Source organism: Loktanella sp. S4079, from assembly GCF_000967725.1.
GTDB lineage: Bacteria > Pseudomonadota > Alphaproteobacteria > Rhodobacterales > Rhodobacteraceae > Yoonia.
The window spans coordinates 135423-149557 of sequence record NZ_JXYE01000004.1 but is presented as its reverse complement, the minus strand read 5'-3'; the positions used below and the strand labels follow the sequence as shown (position 1 = coordinate 149557).

12 protein-coding genes are annotated in these 14135 nt (G+C 54.7%); 8 read left to right on the top strand and 4 right to left on the bottom strand.

Annotated features, from left to right (window positions below; all coding sequences use genetic code 11):
* Window positions 1-164: 164 nt before the first annotated feature.
* Window positions 165-1154: an asparaginase gene (locus TW80_RS12720; RefSeq protein ID WP_045997811.1), complete on the top strand. Its 990-nt coding sequence runs from the start codon at window positions 165-167 to the stop codon at window positions 1152-1154.
* A gap of 45 nt (window positions 1155-1199) precedes the next feature.
* On the opposite strand, the gene TW80_RS12715 is transcribed toward TW80_RS12720, so the two are convergent.
* Window positions 1200-2060, bottom strand: a complete 861-nt coding sequence (locus TW80_RS12715) for a delta-class carbonic anhydrase (protein ID WP_162197174.1) — start codon at window positions 2058-2060, stop codon at window positions 1200-1202.
* Window positions 2061-2338: 278 nt separating this feature from the next.
* Here TW80_RS12715 and TW80_RS12710 point away from each other — a divergent pair, with 278 nt between their 5' ends.
* Window positions 2339-3127, top strand: a complete 789-nt coding sequence (locus tag TW80_RS12710) for an exodeoxyribonuclease III (RefSeq protein WP_045997810.1) — start codon at window positions 2339-2341, stop codon at window positions 3125-3127.
* A 47-nt stretch (window positions 3128-3174) separates the two neighbouring features.
* Here the strand turns inward: TW80_RS12710 and TW80_RS12705 are convergent, their stop codons facing one another.
* The gene (locus TW80_RS12705) at window positions 3175-4104 is read right to left on the bottom strand and encodes a type IV pili methyl-accepting chemotaxis transducer N-terminal domain-containing protein (protein WP_162197173.1); all 930 of its coding nucleotides are present in this window, start codon (window positions 4102-4104) and stop codon (window positions 3175-3177) included.
* A 389-nt stretch (window positions 4105-4493) separates the two neighbouring features.
* Between TW80_RS12705 and rsfS the strand changes: the two genes are divergently transcribed.
* From rsfS to TW80_RS12675, 6 genes are all read left to right on the top strand, one after another.
* The gene (gene rsfS / locus TW80_RS12700) at window positions 4494-4859 is read left to right on the top strand and encodes a ribosome silencing factor (RefSeq protein WP_446720136.1); all 366 of its coding nucleotides are present in this window, start codon (window positions 4494-4496) and stop codon (window positions 4857-4859) included.
* Complete coding sequence (rlmH, locus tag TW80_RS12695) at window positions 4859-5329, top strand: 23S rRNA (pseudouridine(1915)-N(3))-methyltransferase RlmH (RefSeq protein WP_045997808.1); 471 nt, start codon at window positions 4859-4861, stop codon at window positions 5327-5329. Before rsfS ends, rlmH begins: the two co-directional genes overlap by 1 nt.
* A gap of 104 nt (window positions 5330-5433) precedes the next feature.
* A complete protein-coding gene (gpmI, locus tag TW80_RS12690; RefSeq protein ID WP_045997807.1) occupies window positions 5434-6948 on the top strand; it encodes a 2,3-bisphosphoglycerate-independent phosphoglycerate mutase in 1515 nt (504 codons plus the stop codon).
* Window positions 6945-8021: a murein hydrolase activator EnvC family protein gene (locus TW80_RS12685; protein ID WP_045997806.1), complete on the top strand. Its 1077-nt coding sequence runs from the start codon at window positions 6945-6947 to the stop codon at window positions 8019-8021. Before gpmI ends, TW80_RS12685 begins: the two co-directional genes overlap by 4 nt.
* A 14-nt stretch (window positions 8022-8035) precedes the next feature.
* Entirely contained in the window at window positions 8036-9382 is a 1347-nt protein-coding gene (locus tag TW80_RS12680) for a S41 family peptidase (protein ID WP_045997805.1), read from the top strand.
* Between the two features lie 117 nt (window positions 9383-9499).
* Window positions 9500-10702, top strand: a complete 1203-nt coding sequence (locus tag TW80_RS12675) for an aminotransferase-like domain-containing protein (protein WP_045997804.1) — start codon at window positions 9500-9502, stop codon at window positions 10700-10702.
* Here the strand turns inward: TW80_RS12675 and TW80_RS12670 are convergent.
* The gene (locus tag TW80_RS12670; RefSeq protein WP_045997803.1) at window positions 10699-13143 is read right to left on the bottom strand and encodes a GcvT family protein; all 2445 of its coding nucleotides are present in this window, start codon (window positions 13141-13143) and stop codon (window positions 10699-10701) included. The two genes, TW80_RS12675 and TW80_RS12670, sit on opposite strands and share 4 nt — an antisense overlap.
* Window positions 13144-13244: 101 nt before the next feature.
* Entirely contained in the window at window positions 13245-14129 is an 885-nt protein-coding gene (locus TW80_RS12665) for a homocysteine S-methyltransferase family protein (RefSeq protein ID WP_045997802.1), read from the bottom strand.
* Window positions 14130-14135: the final 6 nt, after the last annotated feature.

Here is a 14135-nt window from a genome sequence, read left to right as displayed (position 1 = left end):
GTGGTCTGTCAACTGCGATGCCATGATCGACACCTTTTGGGTAGCAGACCCCATTATATCCGGATACTTTATCACCTATCAAAAAATAGCGTAGGGGGAAAAGCCCCCAAAACCGTGATGGGCGCGCTATTGCAACGACAGTTACAATCCAAAAAGGCAAAAAAATGGCGAATCCTGTTGATCTGGTCGAAGTTTGGCGCGGCGAGCTGCTTGAATGTGTGCATCAGGGCCATGCGGTGATCTGTGATGACACTGGCGAAATTGTGAACGCTTGGGGTGATCCTTCGGCTGTGATTTTCCCACGGTCGTCGTGCAAGATGATTCAGGCATTGCCTCTGCTAGAAAGCGGCGCAGGTGCGCATCTATCGCAAGAACAGCTCGCTTTGGCCTGTGCGTCGCACCAAGGTGCCGCAATTCACACGGATCGTGTGGGTGTCTGGCTTAAGGAAATGGGTATGACCGAGGATGATTTCCGCTGCGGTCCGCAAGTGCCCGGCGACAAGCCCGCACGCGAGGCATTGATCCGCGCAGAGCAAGAGCCGTGTCAGATCCATAACAATTGCTCTGGTAAGCACGCTGGCTTTCTGACCTTGAACAAACACTTGGGAGGCGACGCAGATTACGAGAAAATCGACCACCCGGTGCAGCAGGCCGGGAAAGCCGCATTCGAAGAAACAACCCAAGAAACCAGCCCGACCTATGGGATTGATGGGTGTTCTGCGCCGAACCATGCTTGCACCGTTCACGGGCTTGCGCGGGCAATGGCGTTTTTTGCAAGTGCGCATGATCGGTCTGACCGACGCAGCAACGCAGCGGTTCAACTGCGCGAGGCGATGATGGCCTTTCCCGAATTGGTTGCCGGCGAAACCCGTGCGTGCACTGATTTGATGCGGGCGATGGATGGGCGCGCAGCGATCAAGACCGGGGCCGACGGCGTATTTGTCGCCATCATTCCAGAAAAACGTCTGGGTGTTGCGTTGAAAATCCGCGACGGCGCAACCAGAGCAAGCGAATGCGCAATCGCGACTATTCTTGTGAAGCTCGGTGTTTTGGATGCCAATCATCCTGCAGCTATCGCACGGATGGCGCCGATCCTTAAGAACTGGCGCGGGATTGAAGTGGGTCAGGTGCGGCCAGCCGCTACATTCGCCTAGCGAATGCGTGTCTCGGGCGCGGCAATCACGCCCGAGACATATTGATTACTCTGCGATGGCAGACAGCAAATCTGGGTTCGTTACCAGATTGCGCACACCGTGGGCGTGATCTTCTTCAAAGACGTTGTCTTCGAACCATGTGCCAACGGTATTGATATCAACGCGCGCGACATTTGGACGAACGTTCCAAGTGACTTGGAAAGGAGAGCCATTTTCGTTGTAGCTCGGGCCTGTTGTGGAACCTGCGTAAGTGATCGCATCGCCTGTGTTTGTTGGAATGTTTGGCGCTTGGTACAGGCCATCAACCATTTCAACTTTGGCCAGTTCGGTAAAGTCTAGGGCATCCGCGTCATTGACCAGCACAAAGACTTGTGCCTCGACCCGCAGTTGTGGGTTGTTGATTGCATCAGACAAGCAAGTACCCAGTGTCGGGCCAGGCTGCGCTTGGGCTGTTGAGAAGACATAGTGTACTTCGATCGTATCGCCTGGTTGCAGGTCGCCATGTTCGGTTGCGCCGATCGGTGCATCAATTGGGGCCAGTTCTGCCTCGGTCAATTCGCCTGCGTATTTAAAGCCAGTCCCGTAGCCGTGACCGTCGCCGTTGCCAGCATATTCGGTGAACTCACCGCCGCGGTGCTCTGCGTTTTCATGAAAGTGAATGTCGCACAGGTTCATTTGCGAAAATGCAGGTGCGGTCTGAAAGCTACGTGCATTGGTGCCGTCAATCACCGAGATGTCGCGGGGTGATTGTGGGCCAAAGCCTGCGCCATCCGTATTCGCGGCAAGCGCTGCGCGCTGCGCGGCTATGACATCGTCTGCGACAGTGTCTGCGCTTTCTGCGAACGCAACGTTCTGGAATGCCAGTAGCGACGCCAGAGCGACAACCGAAGCTGATTTCATTTTCATGATGATCTTCCTTATTTATTGTTCAGACCGCCAGAGCGGCAGGTGCGCCCGGATGTGACGATCCGGCGGCAACGAGCACCTTGGGGTTTCTGATGTAAAGCCAAAATATCCTGAATATAGAAACAATGCGAAAAACCGCGCATTTTGTTGCCTTTTCGTTCTGTATTCGGTGGCGTGGCCCGCATGTTGTGTGTAGCATTTGGCGCGAACGCAGTATTTGCCCTGCCACGCAGGCGCACGATGTCTGAATTGCCACGCCAAAGAAAGAATGGAAAACCATGCCTTTTACGCTTGCCACATGGAATATTAACTCTGTCCGGTTGCGCGAGGACATCGTCGCCAAGTTGATGCGCGAAGAGGCCCCTGATGTCTTGTGCTTGCAAGAATGCAAAAGCCCGGTCGATAAAATTCCGCTCGCTCAATTTCAGGCGCTTGGCTACACGCATATGGTTGCGCGTGGTCAAAAGGGTTATAACGGCGTTGCGATTTTCTCAAAGATTCCAATGGTCGAGGCAGGTGCCGAAGACTTCGCCGCTCTGGGCCATGCGCGCCATATTGCGGGACGGCTTGAGAATGGTGTCACGATCCATAACCACTATGTGCCCGCAGGTGGTGACGTTGCTGACCGCGAGGTAAACGAGAAATTCGGCCAAAAACTGGACTATTTGACTGATATGCGTGACGCCTATCATGCTGCGACCCCAGAAAAATCAATTTTGGTCGGTGATCTAAATATCGCGCCGCGTGAGGACGATGTTTGGGATCATAAGAAGCTGCTCAAAGTGGTGAGCCATACTCCGATTGAGGTCGAGCATTTTGCCGAAGTGATGGATGCGGGCGGCTGGGCCGATGTAACGCGCAACGACGTGCCCGAAGGAAAGCTGTACAGCTGGTGGTCCTATCGTGCCAAAGATTGGGATGCCGCCGACAAAGGGCGACGTCTGGATCACATCTGGGCAAGTGCCGATATCAAGAACGCGGGTCATTCCAGCCGCGTATTGCGGGATGCCCGTGGATGGGAAAAGCCGAGCGACCACGCCCCAGTTTTCGCGACCTTTGATCTTTAGGATTATCTGCGACCCGCAGTTGAACGCGGGTCGCGATATGCGCAAACCTAGCGTTTGTGGGTGCGTTCTGCGTATTCTTTATATTCATCGAGCAGGTGATCTAGCTCTGCCAATTCGACTTCGAGATCATGAAAGATTTCGGTTTTTTGGTCGAGGCTGAGTTCGCCGCCATCGATCAGGATTTGCTCATTCGCTTTGATGGTTTCCCAGCGTGCCAGCAGCTGGTCCAAGTCTTCGCGGATTTTATCTGTTGGTGCTTCCTGAAGCCCCGCCTCAGGCATGCCAAACCGCAGTGCTTTGAGAGAGGTTTCAAAAATCGTCACAGTTTCGATCAAGTCGGCGCGGGCTTCTTCGGCGTGATAGTCCGCCCAGATTTCGCAGGCATCTTTCGCCATCTTCTGTGTTAGCATCCGCTGCCGCCCTGCGATTTCAATCATCATCGCATCTGCTGCGCTGATCTCAAACGGGTGGGCATATTGCCCCGAAATGTCAGCCGCTAAAATGGTGGTAAGCTCAAGCAGCTTTAAGTTGTGGTCATCAATGATATGGGCGCTTTCTACATCGGTGCTGTCAGCCAGAATCGCGTCAATCGCACCGTGGATTGATGACCATTCGGTATCCACATGTTCGATATCGACCAAGGTTAGCCGACGTGTTTCGGGGTGCAGAATGTTAAGTTCTGGGTCGCCGTCGCGCAGGGCGGCAATATAGCGGTCGAACTCAGCGGTTGCCTTGGCCAAAACCTCATGTGCTTCGTCGGTCGCGATACCGGAACTGAGCGCACAGGATGCCGCCGCGACTTGCTGTGTTAAAGTACGTAACTGGCCAGCGATCCGGATACGCTCTGCACCATCAGATTCAACGTCATATTGGACTTGGATCAGTTCGGCATCGGTTGTGATGTCTTCGGCCGTTGCGGCGACAAGTGTTCCAACAAGGGCAAGCGGTGCGAACAGCACCATACGCGGAAAAAACATAGAATCGTCCATTCAATGAAATATTTGTTTAGCTACGCCAAGCTGTGAAAGACAAATAAGTCCAAATCATGATGCGGCCGTAAAAAATTTATCGGCTATGCGACGAGTGCAGCCCGGACAATATGTTGACGCAAGTCATCAGCCCTCATGATTGCGTCGTATCCCTTGGGACGCGCTTGGGGTGTGGAATTGAATGTCTGGGCAGTGCGACTTGTTAAATTTGTTCATTGGGTGGGGCCGCGACGTCGCGCATGCATTCGAATATTGAAAAAACACAGTTGCGTTGTTAAATTTAAGTGCAGCCCTGCGCCGGGGTTCTGACGGCGTGTATTAAGGAGGACAATGATCTGTCTCTTTCAACTTCGGCCTCAGATGCGGCCACTGCAGGAATTACCGGCATGACCGCGCCAAAAACTGTGACCAGCGAAGCCATGTTGGCAACCGTTCTTCAATCTCTTGACGATGATAAAGGTGAAGACATCGTGCAGATCAATCTGCGCGGTAAATCCGAGATGGGTGACTATATGGTCATCGCCTCTGGCCGGTCTTCGCGTCAGGTGACTGCCATGGCGGAAAAACTGGCAGAACGCGTGAAGCAGGAATTCGGAACCTTTTCCAAGATCGAGGGCAAAGAATCCGGTGACTGGGTGTTGATCGACACTGGCGATGTGATTGTTCACATTTTCCGCCCGGAAGTGCGCGAATTCTATCAGCTTGAAAAAATGTGGCAGCCCGGGACGGCAACGGCAAGCTAATGCGCGTTCACATTTGCGCTGTGGGCCGGCTGCGGCAGGGCCCCGAGCGCGACCTATACGATGACTATCTGACACGCTTTGATCGGACGGGACGGCCTTTGGCGCTGGGCCCGGCGAAATTGATTGAAGTCGAGGACAAAAAGCGTAGCGGCATGTCTGCCGAAGCCACGCTTTTGCAAAAGGCGATTCCGAGCGGCTCTTTGATTTGCACCATGGATGAACGGGGCAAGCTGATGTCCTCGCCAGATTTCGCAAACTTATTGGCAAGCTGGCGTGATCAGGGGCGTCAGGATGTTTCCTTTGTCATTGGCGGGGCTGATGGTATCGACCCGGCGTTGCGATCGCAGGCTGATGCATCGTTGAGTTTTGGCAAGATGGTCTGGCCCCACATGATGGTGCGCGTGATGCTGGCAGAGCAATTGTACCGTGCTGCTTCGATTTTGTCTGGTGGTCCTTACCATCGGGCGTAGTTCCGCCTCCGGCGGGAGTATTTTTACCAAAGCGAGGTTGGGCGTGTTTTGTTTGCCGCACAGCTGCGCTAGACCATGCGTAAAGTCATTACGGAGATTATCTGATGTCGGCACCTAAACCTGTAGTCTTGTGTATTCTTGATGGTTGGGGGCTGCGTGAAGACGCAACCGGTAATGCGCCTAAATTGGCGAACACTCCGAACTTTGACGCTGTCATGCAGGGGCCACATGCCAAGCTGTTGACCCATGGCCGTGATGCCGGATTGCCCAGTGGGCAAATGGGTAACTCTGAAGTAGGGCATACGAATATTGGTGCAGGCCGCGTGGTGGCGATGGACCTTGGTCAGATTGAACTGGCGATCGAAGAAGGCACATTTGAGCGGGCCGAGGCGTTGCAAGCGTTTATCGCGAAGATGCAGAAAAGCGGTGGCCGCGCGCATTTGATGGGCGTTGTCTCTGACGGTGGTGTGCATGGTCACATTGCGCATATCGTTGCGGCGGCGCAGGCTTTGGATGCGGCTGGTGTTCCTGTTGTCGTGCATGCGATTACTGACGGGCGCGATGTCGCCCCCAAATCGGCGATCCCGTTTATGCAAGAACTACAAACTGGATTGCCTCCATCTGCCAAGATCGTAACCGTGATTGGCCGTTATTTTGCAATGGATCGTGACAACCGTTGGGAGCGCGTTCAAACGGCCTATGATGCCATGGCTTCAGGGAATGCGGCCAACGCCGAAAATCCAATTGCTGTGATCGAAGCAGCCTATGCGGATGGCAAAACGGATGAGTTTATCCCGGCCACCGTGATCGGCGATTACGCTGGCTTTGCTAAAGGCGATGGGTATTTTTGTTTGAACTTCCGCTCGGATCGTGCGCGCGAAATTCTGGCCGCTATTGCTGATCCCGCATTCGACGGGTTTGAGCGTGTGCAGCCGGAATTCGCCGGGTTGCTGGGTATGGTGAGCTATTCGGACCGCCACGATGATTGGTTTGAAACGGTCTTCCCAAAGCGCGATATCCAAAACACTTTGGGCGCTTGGGTCGCGAAACATGGTTTGCGTCAGTTCCGGCTCGCAGAAACTGAAAAGTACCCACATGTAACGTTTTTCTTGAACGGAGGCGTCGAAGCGCCCGCCCCAGGCGAAGATCGCTATATGCCGAAATCACCAAAGGTGGCGACGTATGATTTGCAGCCTGAAATGTCGTCGGCAGAGGTAACAACAGCCTTTGTTCAAGCCATTGAAGATGGATACGATCTGATTGTCACCAACTATGCCAACCCTGACATGGTCGGGCATACAGGGGATCTGAATGCGGCGATTGCGGCTTGCGAAGCTGTCGATCAGGGCTTGGGCGCCGCGCTGGCTGCGCTGAAGGCGGCAGGTGGCGCAATGATCGTGACCGCAGACCACGGCAACTGCGAGACAATGATTGATCCCGAAACGGGTGGGCCACACACTGCGCATACGATCAACCCGGTTCCGGTTGCACTGGTTGGTGGGCCTGACGGTGCGGTCTTGCGTGATGGGCGTTTGGCCGACCTTGCGCCGACAGTGCTGGATCTAATGGGCCTTGATTTGCCACCTGAAATGACCGGGCGCAGTTTGATCGAAAAATGAGGCTCGCAGCGGCATTGATTTGGCTGGCTTTTCCAGCCGTGGGGCAGACAGCGGATGCAGTTGCGCGTGATGCGATTATCCAATTGCAGGACGCCCAAGGCCGATTGCAAGCGGCTGGCGGAGCCAGAGAACAGATCAGTGCGCTTACCGAAACAGTACAGGCTTATGAAGTGGGGCTAGCTGCAGTGCGTTCGGGGTTGCGTCAAGTAACCGAGCGCGAGGCGGAATTATCCGCAGAGCTAGTAGCGCAGCGAAACGAGATGGGGCAGCTATTGGGTGCCTTGTCTGTGATTTCGAATACGCCCAAGCCCGTGACATTTCATAACCAGCAACCGCCGCTTGACGCTGTGCGAGCCGGGATGTTGGTCAGCGATGTTGCCGCTGGTATTCAGGTGAGGCTTGATTCTTTGAAGGTGCAAATCGCAGAGCTATCTGATCTCTCTGCTTTGCGTGCGGAGACCGAGGCCAATTTGGCTGAAGGCCTGAGCGGGGCGCAATCGGCGCGGGCTGCATTGGGGCAGGCGGTTTCTGAACGCACTGACCTACCTAGCCGTTTTGAAGAGAACCCCATTCAAGTTGCTCTGCTCTTGGCGAGCGCAGAAAGCCTTGGCGATTTTGCTGATGCGTTGTCCGTCGCACTCCCCGATCCGAGCGAGACGCTGGCCCCTATGGGAAACCTTCCGCTGCCTGTGCCCGGTATTGTGCAATCTGCAGGGCGTGATCGCGAAGGCGTCTATATTGCAGCGGCGCCGCAGGCCTTAGTTACCGCGCCCGTTTCTGGCACATTGCTATATCGTGGTCCGCTATTGGATGATTTGAATGTGGTGATTTTGGAACCCACAGCGGATGTATTATTTGTGTTTGCGGGTCTTGATACGCTTTATGGCGAAGTTGGGCAGGTTGTCCCAAAGGGTGCTCCTTTGGGGTTAATGGGTGGCGACGCTACAAAAGTTAACGGTATTTTGACTGAAAACGAGCCTGATAGCACAGAAGCAGAGGCGCAGCCTCTTTATCTTGAGGTCAGGGAAGGGCAAAGTCCGGTATATCCGGATGCATGGTTTGCGCTGGAATAGACATAGGACGTAGGATGAAAAAGTTGATATTGGCCGCTGCAGGCGGTGCCGCTTTGGGTTTGGTAACAACAATTCAGGTTGCGGGGCCTCTTGTTGCTCAGGACGTGCAAGAAAGCACAAGCGTATATGAGCAGCTTGATCTGTTCGGCGATATTTTTGAACGCATTCGTTCTGACTATGTCCAAGAGGTCGACGACAAAGAGCTGATTGAAGCTGCGATCAACGGAATGCTGACGTCGCTCGACCCCCACTCCAGCTACATGTCCGCCGAAGACGCAGCTAAAATGCGGGTCAGCACCCGCGGCGAATTTGGCGGTCTCGGGATCGAAGTCACCCAAGAAGAAGGCTGGGTCAAAGTCGTATCGCCCATGGACGGCACACCGGCAGAGGCTGCAGGCATTTTGGCGGGTGATTACATCACTGCGGTCGATGGTGAATCTGTCATGGGCCTGACCTTGGACGAGGCTGTGACGCTGATGCGCGGGCCCGTTGGTGCGGAAATCGTCATTACCGTTGTCCGTGAAGGCGAAGTAGAGCCTTTTGATGTCTCGATCATTCGTGACACCATCAAATTGACCGCTGTCCGCAGCCGTACCGAGGGCAACGCAGTTGTCTTGCGTGTGACGACGTTCAACGAACAGACCTTTCCGAACCTCAGCGAAGGGATCGAAGAACAGGTCGAAGCCGCTGGCGGTATCGACAATGTCGACGGCTTTATTCTGGATTTGCGCAACAACCCGGGCGGGCTGTTAAATCAGGCGGTTTTTGTATCGGATGCGTTTCTTGACGCTGGCGAAATTGTTTCGACCCGTGGACGTGACGCCAGCGATGGCGACCGTTTCAACGCGACGACGGGCGATTTAGCGCAAGGCAAGCCAATCGTTGTTCTGATTAACGGCGGGTCTGCTTCTGCATCCGAGATTGTTGCTGGTGCTCTGCAAGACCATCGCCGCGCAATCATCGTTGGCACGAATTCCTTTGGGAAAGGGTCCGTCCAGACCGTTGTTCCGCTGAGCAGCGATGGGGCGATGCGCCTGACCACGGCACGTTACTATACCCCATCGGGCCGTTCGATTCAGGCGCTGGGTATTTCACCAGATATTATCGTTGAACAGCCGCGCCCGCAGCCCGTGGATGAGGATGAAGAAGAAGGTGCAAACAACACCAGAAGCGAGGCGTCACTGCGTGGTGCTCTCGACAACGATAGTTTGACCGAAGACGAAATTCGCCAAATCGAAGAAGATCGCGCCCGTGCGCTTGCCGCAGCAGAGTTGCGTGAAGACGATTATCAACTGGCCTATGCTATTGATATCCTGAAAGGTTTGAACGCACTCGGGCCTGTTGCGAACGGTAGTAACTAGGGCTCAAAGCATATCACTTAAGGTGGCGCAGATTGTGCCACCTTATATAGGTCAGAATTATTGACTTAAATGCCGGTTCTGCCATGATGCTGCTCTAGCCTCGTGGAGAATCGGCAAATGTGGGATCAGATATTTTCGTCGCGAATGTCGCGGATGACGGCCTCTGAAATCAGAGAGTTGCTCAAGCTGCTTGATCAGCCTGACATTATTTCATTTGCCGGCGGTATTCCTGACCCCAAGCTGTTTCCCGTCAAGACCTTTCAAGATGCTTTTGCAGAAACGCTTGGCCCCGACACCCAAGATGAGGCGCTGCAATATTCCGCAAGCGAGGGCTATCCGCCGTTGCGTGATTGGATCGCTGGTGAGATGGCAAAGCTGGGCGTTGCCTGCGACCGAGATAACATTCTGATTACGTCCGGTTCTCAGCAAGCGCTGGATTATTTGGGTAAATTGATGCTGTCGCCGAACGATACAGCTTTGGTATCGTGGCCGACATATTTGGGCGCGCTTGGTGCGTTCAACGCCTATGAACCACACTATGACCGGCTACAGCCGCATTCTAATCGCGCCGCCGCAGATTACGCTGAAGTCGCATCCGGCAAGGGCGGTCAGGTGAAATTTGCCTATGCCTCGGTCGATTTTGCCAACCCGACAGGAGAAACGATTGACCGGGCGGGGCGAGAATCCATCTTGGATATGGCTGATGAGCTGAACATTGCAGTGATCGAAGATGCTGCCTATCAGTCGCTGCGCTACACCGGAGAAGCAATTCCCCCGATGCTGGCGCTAGAAATCGCGCGCAAAGGGCATATTGACGCTTGCCGCACGATCTATTGTGGAAGCTTTTCCAAAACGCTGTCACCCGGATTGCGTGTTGGTTGGGTTTGCGCGGCCAAGCCTGTCATTTCCCGGCTGGTCCTGATGAAGCAGGCATCGGATCTTCATTCGCCTTCGATCAACCAGATCGCCATCCATAAGGTCGCGCAGGCCTGCTTTGGCGAACATGTGGAAAAATTGCGAAAGTCTTATAAAACGCGGCTTGATCATATGCTTAACGCGCTTTCGCAGCACATGCCCGAAGGAGTTACATGGACGAACCCAGAGGGCGGGATGTTCGTTTGGCTCACGCTGCCCGAACATCTTGATGGGGCCGAACTCTTGGCGGAATCCTTGCGTTCACAGCGGGTTGCCTTTGTGCCGGGGCGGGCGTTCCATGCAGATGGATCATGCGGCAATACAATCAGGCTAAATTTTTCACAACAAACCGAAGGCACCATCGATGAAGGTATCCGACGGTTGGGGCAATTGTTGCGAGGTTAGACCTTGGTTCGTGTGCCTTTGGGATCATAAAACGGGCCAAGCTGTGCAATGGCGCTGACGCGGCTGCCCATAATGTCGATCTCGAATGTACTGGCCAAAAGTTGGTCGACGGTTTCGCCTGTGCAGGGCACATAACCCATGCCAATCGCTGCGCCCAGATGATGCCCATATGCGCCCGACGATAGATAGCCGACAAAGGAGCCATCCCTGATAATCGGCTCGTGGTGATAGAGAAGCGGTGCAGGATCATTGAGCTTGAACTGCACCAAACGGGTCGCCAGCCCAGCATCGCGTTTGCGCAAAACGGCATCGCGGCCGATGAAATCGGGCTTGTCCGTCTTGACGGCAAAGCCCAGCCCAGCCTCTAGCACATGATCCTCGCAGGTGATGTCGTGGCCAAAATGTCGGAACCCTTTTTCCATGCGGGCTGCGTCCATCATGTGCAATCCGCAAAGCTTGAGACCGAATGCCTGACCTGCCTCATGCAGTACCTCGAACACATGGGCGGCCATATCGGTCGAGACATAGATTTCCCAGCCAAGTTCCCCAACATAGGTGAGGCGATGGGCGCGGGCGATTGCCATACCAATTTCAATCTCTTGCGCCGTGCCAAAAGGATTGGTCGCGTTGCTGAAATCATTTGGTGACACAGCCTCTAGCAGTTTCCGGCTATTTGGCCCCATGACCGCCAGCACGGCCTCGGCCGCGGTGGTATCTGTGATAACCACATTGAAATCACCGATGTGCCGCTGCATCCACGTTTGATCGGCTAACCGTGTGGCCGCCGGTGTGACGATAAGATACGCGGTTTCCGACAGCCGTGTGACGGTCACATCTGCCTCGATCCCGCCGTGACGGTTCAAGAACTGGGTGTAGACGATTTTCCCGATGGGTACGTCCATTTGACCGCCGCAGATATGGTTAAGGAACGGCATCGCATCGCGTCCCTCAACCCGGATTTTGCCGAACGAGGACATATCGTACATACCAACGTTGGTGCGGATGGCGTTTAGCTCTTGGGCGACGTTGTCGAAAAAAATCTGGCGTTTCCACGAATATGTATAAGCGGGTGCTTGATCGCCCGTTGCAAACCAATTGGCGCGCTCCCACCCGGCGAGTTCGCCCATGACAGCCCCGCGATCGAGCAATTGTTGGTGGAATGGGCTGCGTCGGATACCGCGCGCTGTTGCCTTTTGGCGAAAGGGAAAATGATCCGCGTACAACAGCCCAAGCGTTTCTTTGGAGCGTTCAAACAAGTAGGTCCTATTGCCCTGAAAGGGCTGCATACGTGAAATATCGACGTCGCCTAGATCAAACGGTTTCTCGCCCGTTTCCATCCACTGCGCGAGCGCCATTCCCGCGCCACCCGCAGACTGAATTCCCACAGAATTAAAACCCGCAGCCACCCAGACGTTATCCATCTCGGGGGCTCGTCCTAAATGGTAGGCGTCATCGGGCGTAAAGCTCTCTGGACCGTTAAAGAACGTATGGATACCTGCCGTACCCAGCATTGGGACACGGTTTACTGCGGCCTCGAGAATGGGTTCAAAGTGGTCGAAATCATCGGGTAGCTGGTCAAATTCGAAATCTTCGGGGATACCATCCATCGCCCACGGTTTTGCATTTGGTTCAAAGGCACCGAGCAACATCTTACCAGCGTCTTCTTTGTAATAGGCGCATTCGTCTGGCACGCGCAGCACCGGTAATTGGCCTAGATTTGGGATGTTTTCTGTGACGATGTAGAAATGCTCGCAGGCATGCAGGGGCACATTCACCCCAAGCATTTTGCCAACATCACGTGCCCACATCCCGGCGCAATTGACGACCATATCGCAGGTGATCGACCCAGACTCATCTTCGGTCTGCCAGTCAACCGCGCTGATCCGACGACCCTCGCGGCGAACTTGTGTGACTTTGGTGTGTTCCGCGACGATGGCGCCTTTCATCTTGGCGCCTTTGGCGAGGGCAAGCGCGATATTCGCAGGGTCACCTTGGCCATCACGCGGCAGGTAAACGCCTGCTTTGACATCGTTGATATTCAGATGCGCATAGCGTTCCTTAACCTCTTGGGGCGAGATTTCTTCGACACTTACCCCAAACGCGCGGGCCATTGCCGCCTGTCGAAAGATTTCTTCTTTGCGCTCGTCTGTGAGGGCGACGGTAATGGAACCATTGCGTCGAAATCCTGTTGCGATCCCTGTCTCTGCTTCGAGATTGCCATAGAGTTCTTGGGAATAGCGGGCGAGCTTGGTCATGTTGGCGGTTGCGCGCAGTTGGGCAATCAATCCGGCTGCATGCCACGTCGTCCCCGAGGTCAGTTGCTTGCGTTCTAACAGAACCACGTCATTCCAACCGAGCATGCACAGGTGATAGGCAACAGAACAGCCGATCACGCCACCGCCAATGATGACAACTCTTGCATGCTTTGGAAGCTCGGCCATGCGTTTCGAATCCCGTTCCGTGAAATGCAGGATTATAATTTCACGGAATGCCGTCTGGGTCACGGTTTATCTACACGTCTAAGGCGAAAGCTCGCGCATGTTTAGACGATTGTGTGCCCAGCTTTGCGGATTTCATGGGCAAGTGTTGCGATATGCTGCGGGCGAACCTCGCAACAGCCGCCGACGATGGTGGCGCCCATTGCGATCCATTCCATCGCGAGTTGGGCGTAACCCTCGGGGGACAGATCGCTACGTGCCGAAAGGCTATCGACGGTAGGGTTTTCGCCTAAAAAATCGCTGCTGATTTCGACGAACCCGTTTGCATAGCCCCCAAAAGGCAGGCCGCCTTGCGGAAGAATTTCCATCGCGGTCGTCACTGATTCTGGTGAGGTACAGTTGACCAAAAGGGCGGATGCACCTTTGATGTGGGGCAAAACCTCGGTCAGTTTCTCGCCAGAGCGTAGGCGGGTCCCGTCCCGATCTTTGACCGTAAGCGCGAGCCAAACGGGTTTGCCGGTAGGCAAGGCTGCAGCCAAAACGGAACGGGCGTGATCGACTGAGGCCACTGTTTCGCAAATGATCAGATCAACGCGCGGCGCAAGAAGTTTGGCGACCTCTGTATAAAGCGGTATCGCCTCGGCTGCGGGTGGGTGAATATCCGGCCGATATGACGCCACGAGCGGGCCAATCGCCCCGGCAATACGACCGTGCCCTGCGCAAGCGGCCTCTGCCTCGGTTAGGGCCGTGTTGTAGAGCGCGGCAAAGCGATCAGCCAGCGCTGTGCCAACCAATCGGTCGCGATGCAGTGCATATGTATTTGTCATCGCGACGGTCGCGCCAGCGTTGCGATAATCCCGATGGATCGAGGACACCAAACACGGGTGGTCTACCATCACTTGCGTTGCCCACAGGGGCGTTGGCGTGTCGCCGGATCGGCGTATCAACTCCTGGCCCATGCCGCCATCAAGTAACGTGATATCTACCATTATGAA